Origin of the sequence: Pseudomonas fluorescens, assembly GCF_002022275.1 — a bacterium.
Classification (GTDB): Bacteria; Pseudomonadota; Gammaproteobacteria; order Pseudomonadales; family Pseudomonadaceae; genus Aquipseudomonas; species Aquipseudomonas fluorescens_AJ.
The window spans coordinates 10,775-31,484 of sequence record NZ_MSDF01000025.1 but is presented as its reverse complement, the minus strand read 5'-3'; the positions used below and the strand labels follow the sequence as shown (position 1 = coordinate 31,484).

The following is a 20,710-nucleotide window of genomic DNA, read 5'->3' as shown; positions in this document are numbered from 1 at the left end:
GCGGGCAAGCCCGCTCCCACATTTGATATCAGTGTCTTTTGGTTTTCTTTACATCTACCAGACGGCGCAAATGGCATGTCACTTCCTCACGGTCGTGATACAGCTGCTTGCAGCCGATCTCCACCCGAATGCCCCGCGCCTTGAAGCCTTCCTCGATCCGTTCCAGCAAGCGCTTCACCTCGGCGTAACGCTGCTTCATCGGCAACTTCAGGTTCACCACCGCCTCGCGGCAATGCCCTTCGCCGATCCAGGTTTCGAGCAGTGCCGCATTGCGCGCGGGTTTCTCGACGATGTCACACACCATCCAGTCCACCGGCTGCTTGGGCACGAAGGTGAAACCGTCGGCCATCAAATGCTGCACCAAGCCGGTGTCCATGAGGCTTTCGGCCATGGGGCCGTTGTCGATGGCGGTCACCAGCATGCCACGGTTGACCAGTTGCCAGGTCCAGCCGCCGGGGGCTGCGCCGAGGTCGACGCCGGTCATGTCGCCGTGCAGGCGCTCGTCCCACTGGTCGCGGGGGATGAAGTGGTGCCAGGCCTCCTCCAGCTTCAATGTCGAGCGGCTTGGCGCGTCGCGCGGGAACTTGAGGCGCGGAATGCCCATGGGCCACATCGCCGAGTTGTTCGACTCGGCCAGGCCCATGAACACTTCACGGCCACTTTTGAAGGTGAGCAGCAGGCGCGGCTTGCTCGGGTCATCCACCAGCTTGCCAGCGTTGAGCAGCGCCTTGCGCAGGTGCACTTCGAACTTTTTGCAGAAATTCGACAGTTCCTTGCCGTCATTGGTGTCAACCATCTCCAGCCACAGGCTGCCGCACACCGGGAATTCGCGCAGGTGGGCGAGAATCACGCTGATGCGATCGGTTTCCGGCAGGTCGATAAACACCCCGCGCGCCCACTGCCTCGGGAAGATCAGCTCGGCAAAGCGCTGGCCGTGCATCAGGCGCTGGGCGCCGTCTTCTTCAGTGCAGACAAATTCGGCGCAGGCGCTGCCGGTCTTGGCTTTGGCGTAGCCGGACACGTTCAGGCGCGCGGCGTGTTCCGCGATCTCGGAACAGACTTCGCCTTCAAACCCCGGGCGGCAGTGCATAAAAAGGGTGTTCATCAACTCTCCAAGTGAATCAACCGGCCTTGCGCTGTCGCAATGCCTGTCATGAAAACCCGCGCATGATAACGGAGTTCGGAACCTTGGACTTAACGATAGAGTCCAGTTATTAGCCTGCTAATGAAAACAGGGCTAAGTTGAAAGCTCTGTTCGTCCCGTCAGGTCCGTAGCCGTGCGGACCATAAGGAGTCATGTAATGTCATCCGTTGATAGCCTGAGAACCCTTAAAACACTGGAAATTGACAGCAAGACCTACCACTACTTCAGCCTGCCCGAAGCCGCCAAGAGCCTGGGTGACCTGGGCAAATTGCCGATGTCGCTCAAGGTGTTGCTGGAAAACCTGCTGCGCTGGGAAGACAACAAAACCGTCACCGGCGCCGACCTCAAGGCCATTGCCGCCTGGCTCAAAGAGCGCCAGTCCGACCGCGAAATCCAGTACCGCCCCGCCCGCGTATTGATGCAAGACTTTACCGGCGTACCCGCCGTGGTCGACCTGGCCGCCATGCGCGCCGCCGTGGCCAAGGCCGGTGGCGACCCGCAGCGCATCAACCCGCTGTCGCCGGTGGACCTGGTGATCGACCACTCGGTAATGGTCGACAAGTTCGGCAATGCCGACGCCTTCGAGCAAAACGTCGACATCGAAATGCAGCGCAACGGCGAACGTTACGCCTTCCTGCGTTGGGGCCAGAGCGCCTTCGACAATTTCAGCGTGGTGCCGCCCGGCACTGGCATCTGCCACCAGGTCAACCTCGAATACCTCGGCCGCACCGTGTGGACCAAGGACGAAGATGGCCGCACCTACGCCTTTCCCGACACGCTCGTCGGCACTGACTCCCACACCACCATGATCAACGGCCTTGGCGTACTCGGCTGGGGTGTGGGCGGGATTGAAGCGGAAGCGGCGATGCTCGGCCAGCCCGTGTCGATGCTGATCCCGGAAGTGATCGGCTTCAAGCTCACCGGCAAGCTCAAGGAAGGCATCACGGCCACCGACTTGGTGCTGACCGTGACCCAGATGCTGCGCAAGAAAGGTGTGGTGGGCAAATTCGTCGAGTTCTATGGCGACGGCCTGGCCGACCTGCCATTGGCTGACCGTGCGACTATCGCCAACATGGCCCCGGAATATGGCGCCACGTGCGGCTTTTTCCCGGTGGACGACGTGACGCTGGACTATCTGCGCCTGTCTGGCCGCCCAGCCGAGACCGTCAAACTGGTCGAGGCTTACACCAAGGCTCAAGGCCTGTGGCGCAACGCCGGCCAGGAGCCGGTGTTCACCGACACTCTGGCGTTGGACATGGGCAGCGTTGAGGCCAGCCTCGCCGGGCCGAAACGCCCGCAGGACCGCGTTTCTCTGCCAAACGTCGGCCAGGCGTTCAGCGACTTCCTCGACCTGCAATTCAAGCCGACCAATAAAGAAGAAGGCCGCCTGGAAAGTGAAGGCGGTGGCGGTGTCGCCGTGGGCAATGCCGATTTGGTGGGCGAAACCGACTACGAGTACGACGGCCACACCTATCGCCTGAAAAACGGCGCCGTGGTGATTGCCGCGATTACGTCCTGCACCAACACCTCTAACCCCAGCGTGATGATGGCCGCCGGGCTGGTGGCGAAAAAAGCCGTGGAGAAAGGCCTGACCCGCAAGCCGTGGGTGAAAACCTCGCTGGCGCCAGGCTCCAAAGTGGTCACCGACTATTACAAGGCGGCAGGCCTGACCGAATATCTGGACAAGCTCGGCTTTGACCTTGTCGGCTATGGCTGCACCACCTGCATCGGCAACTCTGGGCCGTTGCCCGAGCCGATTGAAAAAGCCATCCAGAAAGCCGACCTCGCCGTCGCCTCGGTGCTGTCCGGCAACCGCAACTTCGAAGGCCGCGTGCACCCGTTGGTGAAAACCAACTGGCTCGCTTCGCCGCCGCTGGTCGTGGCTTATGCCCTGGCCGGTACGGTGCGTATTGATATCAGCAGTGAGCCGCTGGGTAATGATCAGGACGGCAAGCCGGTGTACCTGAAGGACATCTGGCCGAGCAGCAAAGAAATCGCCGACGCCGTGGCTCAGGTCAGCACCGGCATGTTCCACAAGGAATACGCCGAGGTGTTTGCCGGTGACGAGCAGTGGCAGGCCATTGAAGTGCCGCAAGCGGCCACTTACGTGTGGCAGAAGGACTCCACCTACATCCAGCACCCGCCGTTCTTCGATGATATTGGCGGGCCACTGCCGGTGATCAAAGACGTCAAGGCCGCCAATGTGCTGGCGCTGCTGGGGGATTCGGTGACCACCGACCATATCTCCCCCGCCGGCAATATCAAGGCCGACAGCCCCGCCGGGCGATACCTGCGCGAGCAGGGCGTGGAACCGCGTGACTTCAACTCCTACGGCTCACGCCGGGGCAACCATGAAGTGATGATGCGCGGCACCTTTGCCAACATCCGGATCCGCAATGAAATGCTCGGCGGTGAAGAAGGCGGCAATACGATTTACATTCCTACCGGGGAAAAAATGCCGATTTACGACGCGGCGATGAAATACCAGGCGTCGGGTACGCCGCTGGTGGTCATTGCCGGGCAGGAATACGGCACCGGCTCCAGCCGCGACTGGGCCGCCAAAGGCACCAACCTGCTGGGCGTCAAAGCCGTGATCGCCGAGAGCTTCGAGCGGATTCACCGTTCCAACCTGGTGGGCATGGGCGTGTTGCCGTTGCAGTTCAAGCTGGATCAGAACCGCAAGGCGCTCAAGCTGACCGGCAAGGAGAAGATCGACATCCTCGGGCTGACCGATGCCGAGATCGAGCCGCGGATGAACCTGACGCTGGTGATTACTCGGGAGGACGGCAGCAGTGAGAAGGTTGAAGTGCTGTGCCGGATTGATACGTTGAACGAGGTGGAATACTTCAAGGCGGGTGGGATTCTGCACTATGTGCTGCGCCAGTTGATCGCCAGCTGAAGCACACCGCAGGTCAAATGTGGGAGCTGGCTTGCCTGCGATAGCGGTAGGCCAGCCAACATGTTCTTGGCTGCCCCTCCGCTATCGCAGGCAAGCCAGCTCCCACAGTTTTAAGCGCATTTCAAATTAGCCGAACAGCCACTTCCAGAGCAGGACTAGAACCACAACCGCCAACACCGGCCGCGCAATGCGGTACGCCTTCGGGTGCTTGCGCTTCCACTGCTTGACCTTGCCACTGAACTTGTCGCTGAAGGTCTTGCTCCACGCATACGCCTGGTTGATCCCGCCAACCCGCTCGTCGTCCAGATTCTGCGGCGCCGTCGCGCGGCCCAGTTGTTTGCTGACCCAACGGTTAACGCCGGTCATCAAGCGGCTGCTCAGCGGACGTTCGATGTCACAGAACAGAATCACACGGGTGTGTTCGGTTTCGTTCTTCACCCAGTGCACGTAGGTTTCGTCGAACATCACGTCTTCACCGTCACGCCAGGCGTACACCTGGCCATCGACGAAGATGCGGCAGTCGTCGGAGTTCGGCGTGGACAGCCCCAGGTGGTAACGCAGCGAACCGGCGAACGGGTCGCGGTGCGGGTTGAGGTGGCTGCCGCCCGGCAACAGCGCGAACATCGCGCCTTTCACGTTGGGAATGCTGCTGACCAGCGCCACGGTTTTCGGGCACAACGCCTCGGCCGATGGCAGGGGTTTGTCGTACCACTTGAGGTAGAAGCGCTTCCAGCCCTTCTTGAAGAACGAACCGAAACCGGCGTCGTTGTTCTTTTCGGCGGCGCGGATGTAACCCTCGTCGAACAGGTGCATGGCCTCTTCGCGGATCACTTCCCAGTTGTCCTTGAGCACGTCCAGTTCGGGGAACTTGCTGCGGTCCAGATAAGGCTTGGACGGCACCGCCGAAAACAGGTACATCAGGGCGTTATACGGGGCGAACAGCGCCGAATGGTTGACGAACTGGCGCAACACCGGCAAACGCGCCTTGCCGCGCAAATGCACATACAGAATGCTGCCGATAAACAGCAGCAGCACCGACAGTTTGGCGGCCAAAGAAAAGGTCATGCAGCAACTCCTGGAAATAATCGCCTGGCCAACAGCAGACGTAGCAGCCGGCCATGATAAACACTTGGGCCATTATGCAGAAGGCCCGAGCTGACCGGCTGACTCAAATCAACGTGTGGCGAGCGGCGCTTGTGTGGCTGGCGGGCTTGTTGTGGCGAGCGGGCTTGCCCGCGTTGGGTTGCGAAGCAGCCCCAAAACCTGACGACGCGGTTCACCCGTCATACCGCGTTGGCTGAATTGGGAGCGCTTCGCACTCCAACGCGGGCAAGCCCGCTCGCCACAACAAGCCCGCTCGCCACAGAAGCCCGCTCGCCACAACTGCCTGCTCCCCTGCTCGTCAGGCCTGGTTTTCTTGCTCGGTAAACAAATCGCTGAACAGCATGCTCGACAAGTAGCGCTCACCGGAGTCCGGCAGGATCACCACGATGGTCTTGCCTTGCATTTCCGGCTTCTCGGCCAGGCGCACGGCCACGGCCATCGCGGCGCCGCAGGAGATGCCGCACAGAATCCCCTCTTCCTGCATCAATCGCAGGGCCATCGCCTTGGATTCGTCGTCGGTCACCAGTTCAACGCGGTCAACGATCGACAAATCGAGGTTTTTCGGCACAAAACCGGCGCCGATGCCCTGGATCTTGTGCGGGCTTGGCTTGATTTCTTCACCGGCCAGCGCCTGGGTGATCACCGGCGATACGATTGGCTCTACGGCCACCGACAGAATCGGTTTGCCCGCAATGTGTTTGATATAGCGCGACACGCCGGTGATGGTGCCGCCAGTGCCCACGCCCGCTACCAGCACGTCGACCGCGCCGTCGGTGTCGTTCCAGATTTCCGGGCCGGTGGTTTTCTCGTGGATCGCCGGGTTGGCCGGGTTTTCGAACTGGGCCGGCATAAAGTAGGTGGCCGGGTCGCTGGCGACGATTTCACCGGCTTTCTCGATTGCCCCCTTCATGCCTTTGGCAGGCTCGGTCAGCACCAACTCGGCGCCCAGGGCCTTGAGCACTTTACGCCGCTCAATGCTCATGGACGCCGGCATGGTCAGCAGCAGCTTGTAGCCCCGCGCAGCAGCGACAAACGCCAGGCCAATCCCGGTGTTGCCCGATGTCGGCTCGACAATGGTCATGCCCGGCTTGAGTTTGCCGGTGCTTTCAGCGTCCCAGATCATGTTTGCGCCGATGCGGCACTTCACCGAGTAACCCGGGTTACGCCCTTCGATCTTGGCGAGGATGGTCACGCCACGCGGGGCGATGCGGTTGATCTGAACCAGGGGCGTGTTACCGATGGAGTGCGCGTTGTCTGCAAAGATGCGGCTCATGAGGGGTCCTTAAAGCATTTTCAGGAAGGCCCCAAGGGTATGCCTCAGGCCTTTGGGCGTCCAGTCAGAGGAACGTTGCGCCCACGCGTGCGGTCCATCGCCTATACCGTTGGAGAGCATTGACATGAAACGTCGCTACAGTGGGCTGCTAGGGATCGTCGCCGTGCTGGTGGTATTGCTGATCGCCCTGGACCTCGCCCTGCCCTATCTGGTGCGCAATTACCTGAACGACAAACTCGCCGACATGGGCGACTACCGTGGCCAGGTCACGGACGTGGACGTGGCCCTCTGGCGCGGCGCGTACCGCATCAACGGCCTGAAAATCGTCAAGGTCGACGGCAAGGTGCCCGTACCGTTCGTCAACGCGCCGCTGATTGAGTTTGCCGTCAGCTGGCATTCCCTCTGGTACGACCATGCCGTGGTTGCCGAAGGCCACTTCGTACGACCTGAAATCAACTTTGTCGACGGCGGTGCCAACAAACAAGCATCCCAGACCGGTAAAGGCACTGACTGGCAGCAACAGTTGAAGAAACTCTTGCCCATCACGCTCAACGAAGTGCGCATCGAAGACGGCAAGATCGCGTTTCACAACTTCAGCTCCCAGCCCCCGGTAAATATAAAGGCTACCGAGATCAACGCCAGCTTGTACAACCTGACCAACGTCGTGGACCTCAAGGGCAAACGCGATGCGCGGCTGGAGGGCAAAGCCCTGCTGCAAGGCCAGGCACCTCTGGAGGCCACCGCGACCTTTGACCCTTTAAATGACTTTGAAGATTTCGAATTCCGCTTTCGCGCCAGAGACCTGGAGCTTAAACGCATGAATGACTTCGCCTCGGCCTACGGCAAGTTCGACTTCAAGGCAGGTACGGGCGACGTGGTGATCGAAGCGCAGGCAGAAAAAGGCCAACTCACCGGCTACATAAAGCCGCTGTTGCGCAATGTGGAAGTGTTCGACTGGCAGCAGGACGTCGAGAACAAAGACAAGAATATCTTTCGCTCAATCTGGGAAGCCGTGGTCGGCGCCAGCGAAACCGTGCTGAAAAACCAGAACAAAAACCAGTTTGCCACCCGGGTGGAACTGAGTGGCAGCGTGCACCAGCAAAATATCAGCGCGTTCTCGGCGTTTTTGGCGATTTTGCGTAATGGTTTCATCCAGGCCTTCAACGCCCGCTACGAGCAGCCCAAGCCTAGCGCCGACTAACGTGTGCAGGGCTCGTGTGGGAGCTGGCTTGCCTGCGATAGCATCGCCGCGGTGACACTGATAGACCGAGGTGCTTGCATCGCAGGCAAGCCAGCTCCCACATAAAGCATAAGCATGACCCCACAGTTGGTCTGCGATGTGACTGCCCATTCAGAGACTGAATAACCCGTCTGCGTTCACAGTCGCCGAGGCCTCGCGGTATAGTCCGGGCATTGATGAATGCGAGGAAACACCGATGAAGTTCGAAGGCACCCAGGCCTATGTGGCTACCGATGACCTGAAACTGGCCGTCAATGCCGCCATCACCCTGGAGCGGCCGTTGCTGGTCAAGGGCGAACCGGGCACCGGCAAGACCATGCTCGCCGAGCAACTGGCCGAATCCTTCGGCGCCAAGTTGATCACCTGGCACATCAAATCCACTACCAAGGCGCATCAGGGCCTCTATGAGTACGACGCGGTCAGCCGCCTGCGCGACTCGCAGCTGGGCGTGGACAAAGTGCACGACGTGCGCAATTACCTGAAGAAGGGCAAGCTCTGGGAAGCCTTTGAGTCCGAGGAGCGGGTGATTCTGCTGATCGACGAAATCGACAAGGCCGACATCGAGTTCCCCAACGACCTGCTGCAAGAACTCGACAAGATGGAGTTCTACGTCTACGAAATCGACGAGACCATCAAGGCGAAAAAGCGCCCGATCATCATCATTACCTCCAACAACGAGAAAGAGCTGCCGGACGCGTTCCTGCGCCGCTGCTTCTTCCACTACATCGCCTTCCCCGACCGCACCACCCTGCAAAAGATCGTCGATGTGCATTACCCCGATATCAAGAAGGACCTGGTCAGCGAAGCGCTGGACGTATTCTTCGACGTGCGCAAAGTGCCGGGCCTGAAGAAAAAGCCCTCCACGTCCGAACTGGTCGACTGGCTCAAGTTGCTGATGGCCGACAACATTGGCGAAGCCGTTCTGCGCGAACGCGACCCGACTAAAGCCATCCCGCCCCTGGCCGGTGCCTTGGTGAAGAACGAGCAAGACGTACAGCTGCTGGAACGTCTGGCATTCATGAGCCGTCGCGGTAATCGATAATGTTGCTCAACCTGTTCAATGAAATGCGTGCAGCCAAGGTGCCGGTGTCGGTGCGCGAACTGCTCGACCTGATCAACGCGCTGAAACAGCGCGTAACCTTCGCCGACATGGACGAGTTTTATTACTTGGCCCGGGCGATCCTGGTGAAGGACGAGCGGCATTTCGACAAATTCGACCGAGCCTTTGGCGCCTACTTCAACGGCCTGGAAAAACTCGACGATCACCTGCAGGCGCTGATCCCCGAAGACTGGCTGCGCAAGGAGTTCGAACGTTCGTTGAGCGATGAAGAGCGCGCGCAAATCCAGTCCCTGGGTGGTTTGGACAAACTGATCGAGGAATTCAAAAAACGCCTCGAAGAACAGAAAGAACGCCACGCCGGCGGCAACAAGTGGATCGGCACCGGCGGCACCAGCCCGTTTGGTTCCAGCGGCTACAACCCGGAAGGCATTCGGGTCGGCGACGCGGGTAAACGCCAAGGCAAGGCGGTGAAGGTCTGGGACCAGCGCGAGTACAAGAACCTGGATGATCAGGTGGAACTGGGCACGCGCAACATCAAGATCGCTCTGCGCCGTCTGCGCAAATTCGCGCGCCAGGGTGCGGCTGAAGAGCTGGACATCGACGGCACCATCGACCACACCGCCCGCGATGCCGGTTTGCTGAACATCCAGATGCGTCCGGAACGGCGCAACACCATCAAGCTGTTGCTGCTGTTCGATATCGGCGGCTCGATGGATGCCCACGTAAAAATCTGCGAAGAACTGTTTTCAGCGTGCAAGACCGAGTTCAAGCACCTGGAGTATTTCTACTTCCATAACTTCGTGTACGAATCGGTGTGGAAGAACAACCAGCGCCGCACCTCGGAACGCACCTCGACCCAGGACCTGCTGCACAAGTACGGCGCGGATTACAAAGTGATCTTTATCGGCGATGCGTCGATGGCGCCGTATGAAATCACCCAGGCGGGCGGCAGTGTTGAGCACTGGAATGAAGAAGCCGGGTATGTGTGGATGCAGCGCTTCATGGCCAAGTACAAGAAGCTGATCTGGATTAACCCGTACCCGAAGGACACTTGGGGGTATACGGCCTCGACGGGGATTGTGCGGGAGCTAATTGAAGATCAGATGTATCCGCTGACGCTTCGGGGCCTGGAAGAAGGCATGCGCTTTCTCTCCAAATAAACGCAGATCCAAATGTGGGAGCGGGCTTGCTCGCGAATGCGGAGTACCAGTCGACATATTAGGTGACTGATCCACCGTATTCGCGAGCAAGCCCGCTCCCACATTTTGGATTGTGGCGTTAGTTAAACCGCTGTAGGTATTCGAGGTGCTGCCGATGCGCAGTCTCCTGCACCACCGGCGCCAACCTCACCTTTTCCCCCGGCAAACACTGCGCCAGTCGCGCCAGCGCCAACGGCGTCAGTGCGCCCAACCGCGGATACCCACCAATCGTCTGCCGATCATTGAGCAACACAATCGGCTGCCCGTCCGGTGGCACCTGAATCGCCCCCAACGGAATGCCCTCGGAAATCAGCGACGGCCCCTGGTACTGCAACGGCGTGCCCAAAAGGCGCATGCCCATACGGTCGGCGCGACTGTCCAAGGCCCACTCAGTGTTGAAGGCATCAAACAGGCTTTGCCCGCTGAACTGGCCGATCTGCGCGCCGACGATCACGTCCAATGGCGCCTTGGCCGGCAAATCCGGCGCGCCGAGCACCTTCATCGCACCACCGGTGCCGGAATACGCCAGGCACCCGCCTTCGACCAATGCCTTGCCAAAACCATCCAGCCCGCCCAGTTCCTCGCGCACCACAGTGGCGCAACTGCCCAGCACGTGCGGCGCATCAAACCCGCCCGGCGCCGACAGATAGGCCCGCGCGCCACTGAACGGTTGGGTAAAGCGCAAGCGCTGGCCCTTTTGCAGAATGAAACTGCGCCCCGGTCTGATGGCACGTTCGTCGATGTAAGCCCCCAGATCCGCGCCGGCCAACGCCAGCAGGCAATAGTCCTCAGCCCTCACGGTAAACCCGCCCAAGGTGATTTCCACCACCGGCGCATCCAGCGCATTGCCCAGCAGCCAGTTGGCCCAGGACATCGACACCCAATCCAGCGCGCCGCCCTGGGTCACGCCCAAATGGCGTACGCCAAAGCGCCCGGCGTCCTGCAACAGACACAGCGGCGTGCTGGCCTCGATGATCAAGCGGCTCATGCCTGCGCCTCCAACGGCGTGTCATCGCCACCCAGGTTGATAAAGTCGGCGTGGCTGACGGACTCAAAACGTACCGTGTCGCCGGGTTGCATCAGGCTGTAACCGTCGCGCTCGCGATCGAAGAGTTTGGCCGGGGTGCGCCCGATCAGGTTCCAGCCGCCCGGCGATACCACCGGGTAGGCGGCGGTCTGCCGTTCGGCGATGCCGACGCTGCCGGCCGCCACGCGTTTGCGCGGGGTATTGAGGCGGGGGGTGGCGAGGATTTCATCGACCAGGCCCATAAAGGCGAAGCCCGGGGCAAAGCCGAGGGCGAACACCTGGTATTCATGGGCGCTGTGACGGCGGATCACTTCATCTATCGACAGCCCGCTGCGCTGGCTGAGCAACGCCAGCTCAGGGCCGACGCTCAGGTCGTACCACACCGGCAGCACATGGCACTGGCCGCTGCCCTGCGCCTGGGGTTGCAGGTCAGTCAGCGCCTGGTCGATCAGCTCGCGCGCCTGGGCCGGGCTTACTGCCGTGAGGTCGTAATGCACCATCAACGTGGTGTAGGACGGCACCAGATCCACCAGCGCCGCGCCGAAGCCTTCACGCAAACGCTGGGTGGCGGCAAGCATCCACGGCATGTTGGCTTCAGCGATCACGTCGAACAGACGCACCATCAGGCAGTCGATGGCCACCACCTCAATCCGTGGTTTCATGCTGGCTTCAGTGCCTCGCGGATGCGCTGAACAGCGGCGATCGAGCTGGCGTTGTCGCCGTGGACGCACAGGGTGTTGGCTTGCAGCAACAAGGCACTGCCATCACTGGCGGTCAACGGCTCACCACGGGAAATGGTCAGGGCCTGCTGCACGATGGTGTCGGCGTCGTGATGCACGGCGCCCGGCAGTTGGCGCGAAACCAGGTGGCCTTTGGCGTCGTAAGCGCGGTCGGCGAAGGCTTCGAACCACAGGGTCACGCCGTATTCATCGCCCAGGGCCTGCGCGGCGCTGTTGTCGCGGGTGGCCAGCAGCATCAACGGCAGATCGCCATAAGCGGCCACGGCCTGCATCACCGCGCGCAATTGCGCCGGGTTGGCCATCATGTCGTTGTACATCGCGCCGTGGGGTTTGACGTAGCTGACCCGCGCGCCTTGCGCACGGCAGATGCCGTCGAGGGCACCGATCTGGTAGTGCAACAGGTCCTGGATTTCCTGAGGGGTGTAGGCCATGGAGCGGCGGCCGAAACCTTGCAGGTCCTGATACGCCGGGTGCGCACCGACTTGCACGCCATGCTTCAGCGCCAGGGTGACGGTCTTGCGCATGATGCTCGGGTCGCCGGCATGGAAGCCGCAGGCTACGTTGGCGCAATCAATGAACGGCATGACCTCGGCGTCCAGACCCAGGGTCCAGTTGCCAAAGCTTTCGCCGATGTCGCAGTTCAAAAGCAGACGGCTCACGGTAGTTGCTCCTGTAGGCTTTGTATTTTTTGTAGTGTGGGATTTTTTACGCAGAACTCGCAACTTGTCCTGACACCCTAACGACGCTTATCGTGGAATAACCCGATTTTTGGCGTTTGCCCGGTGCGGCGTCCAACTAATAAAAACCGATCCAAGCATAAGAAAAGTTGATCCCATGAATTTGAAGTTTCTCGAAACCTTCGTCTGGGTGGCCAAGCTCAAGAGCTTTCGCCTGACTGCCGAAAAGCTCTTCACCACCCAGGCGTCGATTTCCAGCCGCATCGCCGTGCTCGAAAGCGAACTGGGGGTGAAGCTGTTTCTGCGCGATTCACGCGGCGTGAGCCTGACCCCGGAAGGCTTGAAGGTGCTCGATTACGCCGAGCAAATGATGGTGACCATGCAGGGTTTGAAGCAGTCGCTGGAAACCACCAGCAGCAAGGTTGGGCGCATCCGGATCGGCGCCATGGACACGGTGATCCACACCTGGCTCAGCCCGTTGGTGGCCGAATTGATGGACCATTTCCCGCTGGTAGAAATCGAGTTGGTCGCCGATACCGCGCTGAACCTCAGCGATCAGCTGCAAAAAGGCTTCCTCGACCTGATTCTGCAAACCGACCTGCTGCGCCTTGAAACCGTGCGCAGCCAAGAGCTGGCCAGCCACCCGATGGCCTGGATCGTCGCCAGCCATTCGATCTACAACCGCGACTACGCCTCCCTCGCCGAACTGGCCCAGGAGCGCATTATTACCTACTCGAAAAACTCCCATCCGCATCAGGATGTGTTGAGCCTGATGCAGGCCAACGGCGTGGCCGCACCACGAATGAACTGTGTGAATTCGGTGTCGGCGATTACCCGGTTGCTGCGCGATGGCTTCGGGATTGGCGCGTTGCCGCCGGTGCTGGTGAGAGAGGAACTGGCGCGTGGGGAGCTGGTGATGCTGCCGATGGCGCAGAAGCTGCCGAATTTGCAGGTGGTGGTGTCGTGGCGCGTGGGGGTGGAGTTGGTGGAGGAGATTGTGGGGTTGTGTCAGAAGGTGGTGGCGCGGTATGCCGAAGAAGTCGGCCCAGAGCGAATGCTACTGACGAAACCCGATTAAACCTGTGGGAGCTGGCTTGCCTGCGATTGCGGTGTATCAGCTACAGATGTTCAAGCTGACCCTCCGCAATCGCAGCGATGCGGCGACCCGACAAGCCAGCTCCCACATTGGACCGAGTCGGTCTTTAGAGGCCCTTGAGGTCGCGCTCTTCGATGGGCCGGCTCTGGCGCAGGCGCTTGCCGCCCAACACTACCCAATCGATCAAGCGGAACAGGCACTCAAGCCCAAACGACAACAGCATCGCCCCGCCCAGCCCCCAGCCCATCGCTTCGGGCGTCAGCAGAATCTGGTAGCTGTAGCCATTCCAGGTTTCCAGGCGAATATCCGGGTCGGCCGCCACCGCCACTTGCAGCACACGGATGTACCACGGGCCCTGCATGGCCTGGTATTGCTTGTCCAAGGCCACCTGGCGATCGAGCAACGTGCCCAGGCTGTTGGCATCACTGCGAAACACCGGGTCATCACTTGCGCGGTAGTGCGCCACCAGCGCCTGCAAGTCGCCGTTGAAGAACTGCTGCGCCGTGGCGTCAAAGCCGCGCAGGCCAGTCTGGGCCTCGATCAGGTGGGCCTCGACGCGTTTGGCGTAGTCGCTGATAAACCCCGGCACTTGCACGCCGACCAACAGGCCAATGGCAAACAGCACCAACCGCAGATAACTGAGCAACATGGTCGATATCCTTACTCGGTGATGCCCTGGCTGACGCATTCACCGCGTCGCCACAGGCTCCATTGGCCCGGTTCGTAGCGGGTCCAGTTTTCATTGTCGGTCAAGGGTTCGGTGGCAATCACCGTCACCACGTCATTGGGGGTGGTTTCGGCTTGAAAATCCACGATCACGTCGACATCTTTCAGGCGTGCCGGGCCAAACGGCGCACGCCGGGTAATTTGTGCAAGCTTGGTCGAGCAGTAGCAGAACAGCCAGTCGCCGTCGCTGAGTAGGCAGTTGAACACGCCTTTGCTGCGGTATTCGGCGCAGGCGGCGATCAAATCCGGCAACACTTGCTCGATGTCCACCGGCTCCGGGAAGGCTTCGCGCACGCGGTTGAGCAGGTCGCAGAACGCCGCTTCGCTGTCGGTGTCGCCGACCGGGCGGTAGAAGGTGGCGCGGGGGTTGAAGTCGGCCAACTGGCCGTTGTGGGCGAAACACCAGTTGCGCCCCCACAGTTCGCGCACGAACGGGTGGGTATTGGCCAGGCTGACCTTGCCCACGTTGGCCTGGCGGATATGGCCAATCACCACTTCACTTTTGATGGGGTAACGTTGCACCAGCAACGCGACTTCCGACTCGCTGCTGGCCGCCGGGTCCTGAAACAGGCGCAGGCCACGACCTTCATAAAACGCGATGCCCCAACCGTCGCGGTGGGGGCCGGTACGCCCGCCCCGCTGCATCAGCCCGGTAAAGCTGAACACGATATCGGTGGGGACGTTGGCACTCATGCCCAATAATTCACACATGCCAGGGCTCTCGCTGCAGGGCGGACAACGTTAAAGGCGCGGTTCAACCCGCCGACCACTCACCGGCGTCGGGCGGCGGAAAGGCTCGTCGTCCTCCACCGGTTCCGCGGCCAGTGCCGCATCGGCGGCGGCCTTGCGCTCACGGCGGGCGTTGGCGGCACGTTCGATCGGCCAGCGGATCAACACGAACACGATGTAGACGGCAAACGCGATCATCGAGTACATGAATAAATCGGAGATGGCGCGCCAGGCGTTGTTGCCCACATGCAGCACCAGGTCCAGCGCCGTAATGGCCACGGCCGGCGCAAACTGGGTCTTGACCGGGTCGACGATGGTCGGGCTGAACAGCAGCACCGCCATCAACAACTGCAGCGGCTCGCGCAACCAGCGCCAGATCCAGCGGGTCATGCGCCACCACACCAACAGGCAGCCCAAAGCGGCGAAGGTGTAAAGGCCCCAAGCGATCAGATAGTCGTTCTCGGTCATGGTGTCCATGGCAAGGCTGGCAAAGAGGCGGCTATGATAACGGCTTTTGCGTGTCGCGGCTGCAATGCCTGCGGCAAACCGCCAGACAGAGAGGGATCCATGCCTACATCGACCGCCCCGATTGCCCACAAGGCCCCAGGCCAGGATCCGTACGCTTGGCTGCAAGAGCGTGACAGCGCCGACGTGCTGGATTACCTCAAGGCCGAAAACGCCTGGCAGGAAGCACAGCTCGCCGACCAGCAGGCACTGCGCGAGACCCTGTTTGAGGAGATCAAGGGTCGTATCCTCGAAACCGACCTGTCCCTGCCCTCCCCGTGGGGCCCGTACCTGTATTACACGCGCACCACCGCCGGTGACGAATACGCCCGTCACTACCGCTGCCGCCGTCCGGCAGACGACAGCAATGCGGTGGACGACAGCAGCGAAGAGCTCCTGCTGGACCCGAACGTGCTGGCCAATGGCGGTTTTTTCTCCCTCGGCGCGTTCAGCATCAGCCCCGACCACCAGCGCCTGGCCTACAGCCTCGACACCAACGGTGAAGAGATTTACACCCTGTACGTGAAGGAATTGGCCACCGGCAAGGTCAGCGAACTGGAATTCCAGGACTGCGACGGCAGCATGACCTGGGCCAATGACAGCCTTACGCTGTTCTTCGGCGAGCTGGACGATACCCATCGCCCGCACAAACTCTATCGCTACCGCCTCGACGGCACGGCGGCGCAGGAAGTGTTCCACGAGCCTGACGGCCGATTCTTCCTGCATTGCTACCGTTCCAGCTCCGAGCGCCAATTGCTGCTGGCACTGGGCAGCAAGACCACCAGCGAAATCTGGGCGCTGGACGCCGACCAGCCACAGCTGGACTTCACCTGCCTGGCACCACGGGTCGAGGACCATGAATACGACGTGGACCATGGTGCGCTCGACGGCGAGTGGACCTGGTTTATCCGCAGCAACCGCGATGGCATCAACTACGCGCTGTTCACCGCCGCCGACACCGGCAGCGTGCCGACCGAGGATCAATGGCAGAACCTGATTCCCCACAGCGATGAGGTGATGCTCGACGGCGTCAGCTTGAACGCCGAGGCAATGACCTTGAGCCTGCGCATTGGTGGCCTGCCGGTGATAGAAGTGCACCCGCAAGGCGTGCCGGCCTACCGCGTGGAATTGCCTGACGCCGCCTACAGCCTCTACGTACAGAACAGCTTGGAATTTCCAAGCGACAAGATCCGCCTGCGCTACGAAGCCCTGAACCGCCCGGCCCAGGTGCGTCAGCTTGAATTGGCGACGGGCGCGCAAGTCGTTCTAAAGGAAACCCCGGTACTTGGCGAGTTCAACGCCGATGACTACGTCAGCCAACGCCTGTGGGCCACCTCCGCTGATGGCACTCAGGTGCCGATCAGCCTGGTGGTCAAGCGCGATCAACTCGGCAAGCCGACGCCGCTGTACCTCTACGGCTACGGCGCCTACGGTTCGAGCCTTGACCCGTGGTTCTCCCACGCGCGCCTGAGCCTGCTCGAGCGCGGCGTGGCGTTCGCCATTGCGCACGTGCGCGGCGGTGGCGAGCTGGGCGAAGCCTGGTACCGCAACGGCAAGCAGGAACACAAACAGAACACCTTCAGCGACTTTATTGCCTGCGCCGAACACCTGATCGCCGAAGGCCTGACGACCTCCAAACAACTGGCGATCAGCGGCGGCAGTGCCGGCGGCCTGTTGATCGGTGCCGTGCTGAACCAGCGCCCGGCGCTGTTCCAGGCGGCCATCGCCGAAGTGCCGTTTGTGGATGTGCTCAACACCATGCTCGATCCGGAATTGCCGCTGACCGTCACCGAGTACGACGAGTGGGGCAACCCTGAAGAGCCTGAGGTGTATGAACGCATCAAGGCCTACGCACCTTACGAAAACGTCAGCGCCCAGGCCTACCCCGCCCTGCTGGTGATCGCCGGTTACAACGACAGCCGCGTACAGTATTGGGAAGCGGCCAAGTGGGTGGCCAAATTGCGCGACACCAAAACCGACGACAACCTGCTGCTGCTCAAAACCGAATTGGGCGCCGGCCATGGCGGGATGAGCGGTCGTTATCAGGGATTACGTGACGTAGCGCTCGAATATGGATTTGTTTTCAAGGCGCTCGGCCTGATTTAGGAACTTAGCGTGGCGGTTCTGTCTGAACACAGGACCGCCCCACTTGATTGATGGACCAAGATTGCACATGGCACTCCCGACCCTGATGAATACCGAAATCCGCGACATGCTCATGGATTGCGGCCTGTTCGACCCCCTGCTGCCGGAAGATTTTCACATCGCCGCCGGCTACTTCAATATCAGCAGCATTGCCCGCGATGAGGTGATTTTCCTCGAGGGCGATGCCGGCACCTTTATGTGCATCATCCACAGCGGCCAGGTGGCGGTGCAGAAAACCAACCACGACGGCCAGCGCCTGACCATCGCCACCCTGCGCAGCGGCCGGGCGTTTGGCGAAATGGCGGTGCTCGATGGCGAGCGGCGGTCGGCAAGCTGCGTGGCCGCCACGGATCTCGTGCTGTTGAACCTGGGCAAGGACGCGCTGGAAAAAATGCTCAACGAAGCCCCGCGGGTGGCAGCCAAGATCATCCGCGCGATCGCGATTGCCTTGTCGAAGCGCCTGCGCATGGCTGACGGGCAATTACTCTCGCAGCAGTTTTAACCGCCCGGTGTTTTCGGTTTGCTGTCGTTTTGCAGCAAGCCAGGCACCGTCTGGTCTTTCGGCGGTGTCGGCAACACGATCGGCACCAGCGCCGGCGAACCGTTAGCCGTGGCTTTTGGCGCGACGGGCGGGGTGACTTGCGGGTACAACGTCGGCGTCGGCGTGCCCGGCGCACCGGGAGTTGGCGCGGGTGCGACCGGCACGGTTTGCACCTCTTGAGCCTGCGCCGTACCCAATGCGAGCGCGCCGAGCACAATGACCGTTAGAATGCTGCACTTCATCGATGGCTCCATGGCCTGACCGGAATGTCGTAAGGCTACTCCCAACCGCGCAAGAATGCCCTTCCCAATGAGATTTCCATGAAACGTTTCGTTCTGCTGGACACCACCCCGATCCCCGACAACGGCGGTGCCCTGTGCCTGTTCGAATACGGTGAGGATTTTGTCATCAAGATCCAGGGCGGCGACGGCGGCCAGTTGATGAACACGCGCATGCACGGTTCCGAAGACGCGCTGGCCGAGGTTCCCTGCCGCAAGGTCGCCGGGCGAGCGGGTTCGCGGGTGTTGATCGGCGGTCTGGGCATGGGCTTTACCCTGGCCTCGGCGCTCAAGCATTTGGGCAAGACCGCCGAAGTGGTTGTCGCCGAACTGGTACCCGGCGTTGTGGAATGGAACCGTGGGCCGCTGGGGGAAAAATCCGGCCGCCCGTTGCTCGACCCGCGCACGGTGATCCGCATGGAAGATGTGGCCAAGGTGCTGCAAGCTGAGCCTCAGGGCTTTGACGCGATCATGCTGGATGTCGACAACGGCCCCGAAGGCCTCACGCAAAAAGCCAACAGCTGGCTGTATTCCGCCGGTGGCCTCGCCGCCTGCGCCAAGGCGCTGCGCCCCAAAGGCGTGCTGGCCGTGTGGTCGGCCAGCGCCGACAAGCTGTTCAGCGACAAACTGCGCAAAGCCGGTTTCAAGGCCGAAGAAGTGCAGGTGTTTGCCCACGGCAACAAAGGCACCCGGCACACCATCTGGATTGCCGAGAAGCTCAAGGTCTGATCACAACTCTACACATTCAGGTGATCCCCTGTGGGAGCGGGCTTGCCCGCGATAGCGGTAGATCAGCCAGCATCTTTGTAGCTGACTCACCGCTATCGCAGGCAAGCCAGCTCCCACAGTTTTAGTCCCGCGTTTCAGGGTTGGGATTTACGGTAATCGATCACATACGGCACTTTTTTGTCGAAAGTCTTCTCCAACTCGCCCTGGTCCAGCTGGGTCATGCCTCCCAGTTGATGGGCCGTGAAACCACTGTCACCGACCTTTGTATCCGGCGCCAGGCTGACCATGCGTTTGGCAACCGCCTCAATGGCATCCTTGTAACCGCCCTTCTTGTTCAAGTTGAACGCATTCAGATCGATCTGGCTGCGCAACCAGTTACCCCAATAAAACTCCAGAAACTCCGGCGCAATCTCGCCGTCATCCGGCTTGCCGTAGGCGGCCTTGCGCGTGAAATACACCAGGCTGCGGAAGGTGTCGTCCTGCAGGTTCTTGAAGCCCAGGTGCGCCGGCAGTTGCTCGGGCGACAGGGGCTGACCTTTGTTGTCCTTGAGCCAGACTTTGCGCGCCGCCTCCATACGCTGCCAAAAGGTGGCCATGTTCGGGCTGTTGCTGAAATCGTCGGTGACCTTGACCCACATCTTCAGTTGGGAACCACCACCGGGCACTTCCCACAAGGTAGTGAAACTGTGGTGACCGTCGGTCAGGTACAACTGGCCGCCAGGGCCGACCACCACGGTTTTCATGTCATCGGGATGGGTGCCCACCGGGTCCTGGCAACTGAAGCTGGCGGGTTGGTGCAGGTCGGCCTTTTTCGGCACCTTGTCGGCAGCGCCCTGGCCGTTGGTTTCGCAGTATTCGTCGAAGACCTTGGCAGGTTTGTCGGCGAACAGCCCGAGGCTGTAATAAATCTGGTCAAACCCCACCACCGCCTGGGTCGGGTGCAGTTGTTCGAGGGACACCTCGATCACCTGGCCCGGTTTGGGGGTGGAAAACGCCTGGGCCTGAGCCGCCAGAAAGCTCAGTAAAAGTGCAACTGTCCATGTGTGCAAACGCATAGGTTTCAGATCCTTGTGAATGGAATGTGCCGATACTACAAACGAATGGCGAAGCCAGGCTGTACCGCAGCTGAAAAAGCCAGCGGTCATTTACCGCGCGAGCGGCTAGAATCAACCCTATCCGTGAACCACCAAACAACCAGGAGCCATGATGAGCTCGACCAACCCGCCCTCCCACACCGCCAAGCTGGACCGCATCCTCGCCGACGCCCAGCGCGACCGGGAAATGGGCTACCGCGACAAAGCCCTGAAAATGTACCCCCACGTGTGCGGCCGCTGCACCCGTGAATTCGCCGGCAAACGCCTGAGCGAACTGACCGTACACCACCGTAACCACAACCATGACGACAACCCTCAGGATGGCTCCAACTGGGAGCTGCTGTGCCTGTATTGCCACGATAACGAGCACTCGCGGTATACGGATCAGCAATACTTCAGCGAAGGCTCCACCAGCAGCCCGACGATTGCCAAGGCCACGCACAACCCGTTTGCGGCGTTGGCGGGGTTGATGAAGAAAGACGACTGATAGATTTTCTTTGCCTGC

At 60.8% G+C, this 20,710-nt stretch carries 20 protein-coding genes; 9 read left to right on the top strand and 11 right to left on the bottom strand.

Annotated features, from left to right (window positions below):
* Window positions 1-28: 28 nt before the first annotated feature.
* On the bottom strand, window positions 29-1,105 hold the full coding sequence (gene rlmM, locus BFW87_RS19515; protein WP_078741368.1) for a 23S rRNA (cytidine(2498)-2'-O)-methyltransferase RlmM: 1,077 nt from the start codon (window positions 1,103-1,105) through the stop codon (window positions 29-31).
* Between the two features lie 196 nt (window positions 1,106-1,301).
* Here rlmM and acnA point away from each other — a divergent pair, with 196 nt between their 5' ends.
* A complete protein-coding gene (acnA, locus tag BFW87_RS19510) occupies window positions 1,302-4,043 on the top strand; it encodes an aconitate hydratase AcnA (protein WP_078741367.1) in 2,742 nt (913 codons plus the stop codon).
* 126 nt (window positions 4,044-4,169) lie between these two features.
* Here the strand turns inward: acnA and BFW87_RS19505 are convergent, their stop codons facing one another.
* A complete protein-coding gene (locus BFW87_RS19505; protein WP_078741366.1) occupies window positions 4,170-5,108 on the bottom strand; it encodes an aspartyl/asparaginyl beta-hydroxylase domain-containing protein in 939 nt (312 codons plus the stop codon).
* Between the two features lie 337 nt (window positions 5,109-5,445).
* Entirely contained in the window at window positions 5,446-6,420 is a 975-nt protein-coding gene (gene cysK / locus BFW87_RS19500) for a cysteine synthase A (RefSeq protein ID WP_078741365.1), read from the bottom strand.
* Window positions 6,421-6,544: 124 nt separating this feature from the next.
* Here cysK and BFW87_RS19495 point away from each other — a divergent pair, with 124 nt between their 5' ends.
* The 3 genes from BFW87_RS19495 to BFW87_RS19485 all read left to right on the top strand — a co-directional run bounded on the left by BFW87_RS19495 (window position 6,545) and on the right by BFW87_RS19485 (window position 9,880).
* Entirely contained in the window at window positions 6,545-7,621 is a 1,077-nt protein-coding gene (locus BFW87_RS19495; RefSeq protein WP_078741364.1) for a DUF748 domain-containing protein, read from the top strand.
* 235 nt (window positions 7,622-7,856) lie between these two features.
* Window positions 7,857-8,702 carry an AAA family ATPase gene (locus tag BFW87_RS19490; protein WP_003210690.1) on the top strand — a complete coding sequence of 282 codons (846 nt, stop codon included), beginning with the start codon at window positions 7,857-7,859 and terminating at the stop codon, window positions 8,700-8,702.
* Window positions 8,702-9,880, top strand: coding sequence for a vWA domain-containing protein (locus tag BFW87_RS19485; RefSeq protein WP_078741363.1), 1,179 nt, complete (start codon window positions 8,702-8,704; stop codon window positions 9,878-9,880). The genes BFW87_RS19490 and BFW87_RS19485 overlap by 1 nt, the downstream gene beginning before the upstream one ends.
* A 118-nt stretch (window positions 9,881-9,998) precedes the next feature.
* Here the strand turns inward: BFW87_RS19485 and BFW87_RS19480 are convergent, their stop codons facing one another.
* From BFW87_RS19480 to BFW87_RS19470, 3 genes are read right to left on the bottom strand one after another with little or no spacing between them, the layout of a single operon-like run.
* The gene (locus tag BFW87_RS19480; RefSeq protein WP_078741362.1) at window positions 9,999-10,907 is read right to left on the bottom strand and encodes a biotin-dependent carboxyltransferase family protein; all 909 of its coding nucleotides are present in this window, start codon (window positions 10,905-10,907) and stop codon (window positions 9,999-10,001) included.
* The gene (gene pxpB / locus BFW87_RS19475) at window positions 10,904-11,608 is read right to left on the bottom strand and encodes a 5-oxoprolinase subunit PxpB (protein WP_078741361.1); all 705 of its coding nucleotides are present in this window, start codon (window positions 11,606-11,608) and stop codon (window positions 10,904-10,906) included. The genes BFW87_RS19480 and pxpB overlap by 4 nt, the downstream gene beginning before the upstream one ends.
* Window positions 11,605-12,345 carry a 5-oxoprolinase subunit PxpA gene (locus BFW87_RS19470; protein ID WP_078741360.1) on the bottom strand — a complete coding sequence of 247 codons (741 nt, stop codon included), beginning with the start codon at window positions 12,343-12,345 and terminating at the stop codon, window positions 11,605-11,607. Before BFW87_RS19470 ends, pxpB begins: the two co-directional genes overlap by 4 nt.
* Window positions 12,346-12,520: 175 nt before the next feature.
* Between BFW87_RS19470 and BFW87_RS19465 the strand changes: the two genes are divergently transcribed.
* Window positions 12,521-13,441: a LysR family transcriptional regulator gene (locus tag BFW87_RS19465; RefSeq protein WP_078741359.1), complete on the top strand. Its 921-nt coding sequence runs from the start codon at window positions 12,521-12,523 to the stop codon at window positions 13,439-13,441.
* 124 nt (window positions 13,442-13,565) lie between these two features.
* Here BFW87_RS19465 and BFW87_RS19460 read toward each other — a convergent pair whose 3' ends face one another.
* Genes BFW87_RS19460 through BFW87_RS19450 form a run of 3 tightly spaced genes read right to left on the bottom strand, consistent with a single transcriptional unit; the run spans window position 13,566 to window position 15,391 of the window.
* Entirely contained in the window at window positions 13,566-14,108 is a 543-nt protein-coding gene (locus BFW87_RS19460; RefSeq protein ID WP_078741358.1) for a DUF2937 family protein, read from the bottom strand.
* Window positions 14,109-14,119: 11 nt separating this feature from the next.
* Entirely contained in the window at window positions 14,120-14,896 is a 777-nt protein-coding gene (locus BFW87_RS19455; RefSeq protein ID WP_064451362.1) for a class II glutamine amidotransferase, read from the bottom strand.
* 30 nt (window positions 14,897-14,926) lie between these two features.
* Window positions 14,927-15,391, bottom strand: coding sequence for an MFS transporter (locus tag BFW87_RS19450; RefSeq protein WP_254865917.1), 465 nt, complete (start codon window positions 15,389-15,391; stop codon window positions 14,927-14,929).
* A 90-nt stretch (window positions 15,392-15,481) separates the two neighbouring features.
* Here BFW87_RS19450 and BFW87_RS19445 point away from each other — a divergent pair, with 90 nt between their 5' ends.
* Window positions 15,482-17,524, top strand: a complete 2,043-nt coding sequence (locus BFW87_RS19445; RefSeq protein WP_078741357.1) for a S9 family peptidase — start codon at window positions 15,482-15,484, stop codon at window positions 17,522-17,524.
* A gap of 67 nt (window positions 17,525-17,591) precedes the next feature.
* Window positions 17,592-18,065, top strand: coding sequence for a cyclic nucleotide-binding domain-containing protein (locus tag BFW87_RS19440; protein ID WP_078741356.1), 474 nt, complete (start codon window positions 17,592-17,594; stop codon window positions 18,063-18,065).
* Here the strand turns inward: BFW87_RS19440 and BFW87_RS19435 are convergent.
* Window positions 18,062-18,346, bottom strand: coding sequence for a hypothetical protein (locus tag BFW87_RS19435; RefSeq protein ID WP_078741355.1), 285 nt, complete (start codon window positions 18,344-18,346; stop codon window positions 18,062-18,064). The two genes, BFW87_RS19440 and BFW87_RS19435, sit on opposite strands and share 4 nt — an antisense overlap.
* Before the next feature lie 78 nt (window positions 18,347-18,424).
* Between BFW87_RS19435 and BFW87_RS19430 the strand changes: the two genes are divergently transcribed.
* Window positions 18,425-19,111, top strand: coding sequence for a spermidine synthase (locus BFW87_RS19430; RefSeq protein WP_078741354.1), 687 nt, complete (start codon window positions 18,425-18,427; stop codon window positions 19,109-19,111).
* Between the two features lie 134 nt (window positions 19,112-19,245).
* Here BFW87_RS19430 and BFW87_RS19425 read toward each other — a convergent pair whose 3' ends face one another.
* Window positions 19,246-20,166: a ParB/Srx family N-terminal domain-containing protein gene (locus BFW87_RS19425; protein ID WP_078741353.1), complete on the bottom strand. Its 921-nt coding sequence runs from the start codon at window positions 20,164-20,166 to the stop codon at window positions 19,246-19,248.
* Between the two features lie 151 nt (window positions 20,167-20,317).
* Here BFW87_RS19425 and BFW87_RS19420 point away from each other — a divergent pair, with 151 nt between their 5' ends.
* Window positions 20,318-20,692 (top strand): YajD family HNH nuclease, encoded by a 375-nt coding sequence (locus tag BFW87_RS19420; protein WP_078741352.1) that lies wholly within the window; start codon window positions 20,318-20,320, stop codon window positions 20,690-20,692.
* Window positions 20,693-20,710 lie beyond the last annotated feature (18 nt).

Bases quoted from the DNA above. Each gene is read 5' to 3' on its own strand.
- rlmM (WP_078741368.1), bottom strand. From the start codon at position 1,105: ATGAACACCCTTTTTATGCACTGCCGCCCGGGGTTTGAAGGCGAAGTC.
- acnA (WP_078741367.1), top strand. From the start codon at position 1,302: ATGTCATCCGTTGATAGCCTGAGAACCCTTAAAACACTGGAAATTGAC.
- BFW87_RS19505 (WP_078741366.1), bottom strand. From the start codon at position 5,108: ATGACCTTTTCTTTGGCCGCCAAACTGTCGGTGCTGCTGCTGTTTATC.
- cysK (WP_078741365.1), bottom strand. From the start codon at position 6,420: ATGAGCCGCATCTTTGCAGACAACGCGCACTCCATCGGTAACACGCCC.
- BFW87_RS19495 (WP_078741364.1), top strand. From the start codon at position 6,545: ATGAAACGTCGCTACAGTGGGCTGCTAGGGATCGTCGCCGTGCTGGTG.
- BFW87_RS19490 (WP_003210690.1), top strand. From the start codon at position 7,857: ATGAAGTTCGAAGGCACCCAGGCCTATGTGGCTACCGATGACCTGAAA.
- BFW87_RS19485 (WP_078741363.1), top strand. From the start codon at position 8,702: ATGTTGCTCAACCTGTTCAATGAAATGCGTGCAGCCAAGGTGCCGGTG.
- BFW87_RS19480 (WP_078741362.1), bottom strand. From the start codon at position 10,907: ATGAGCCGCTTGATCATCGAGGCCAGCACGCCGCTGTGTCTGTTGCAG.
- pxpB (WP_078741361.1), bottom strand. From the start codon at position 11,608: ATGAAACCACGGATTGAGGTGGTGGCCATCGACTGCCTGATGGTGCGT.
- BFW87_RS19465 (WP_078741359.1), top strand. From the start codon at position 12,521: ATGAATTTGAAGTTTCTCGAAACCTTCGTCTGGGTGGCCAAGCTCAAG.
- BFW87_RS19460 (WP_078741358.1), bottom strand. From the start codon at position 14,108: ATGTTGCTCAGTTATCTGCGGTTGGTGCTGTTTGCCATTGGCCTGTTG.
- BFW87_RS19455 (WP_064451362.1), bottom strand. From the start codon at position 14,896: ATGTGTGAATTATTGGGCATGAGTGCCAACGTCCCCACCGATATCGTG.
- BFW87_RS19450 (WP_254865917.1), bottom strand. From the start codon at position 15,391: ATGGACACCATGACCGAGAACGACTATCTGATCGCTTGGGGCCTTTAC.
- BFW87_RS19445 (WP_078741357.1), top strand. From the start codon at position 15,482: ATGCCTACATCGACCGCCCCGATTGCCCACAAGGCCCCAGGCCAGGAT.
- BFW87_RS19440 (WP_078741356.1), top strand. From the start codon at position 17,592: ATGGCACTCCCGACCCTGATGAATACCGAAATCCGCGACATGCTCATG.
- BFW87_RS19435 (WP_078741355.1), bottom strand. From the start codon at position 18,346: ATGAAGTGCAGCATTCTAACGGTCATTGTGCTCGGCGCGCTCGCATTG.
- BFW87_RS19430 (WP_078741354.1), top strand. From the start codon at position 18,425: ATGAAACGTTTCGTTCTGCTGGACACCACCCCGATCCCCGACAACGGC.
- BFW87_RS19425 (WP_078741353.1), bottom strand. From the start codon at position 20,166: ATGCGTTTGCACACATGGACAGTTGCACTTTTACTGAGCTTTCTGGCG.
- BFW87_RS19420 (WP_078741352.1), top strand. From the start codon at position 20,318: ATGAGCTCGACCAACCCGCCCTCCCACACCGCCAAGCTGGACCGCATC.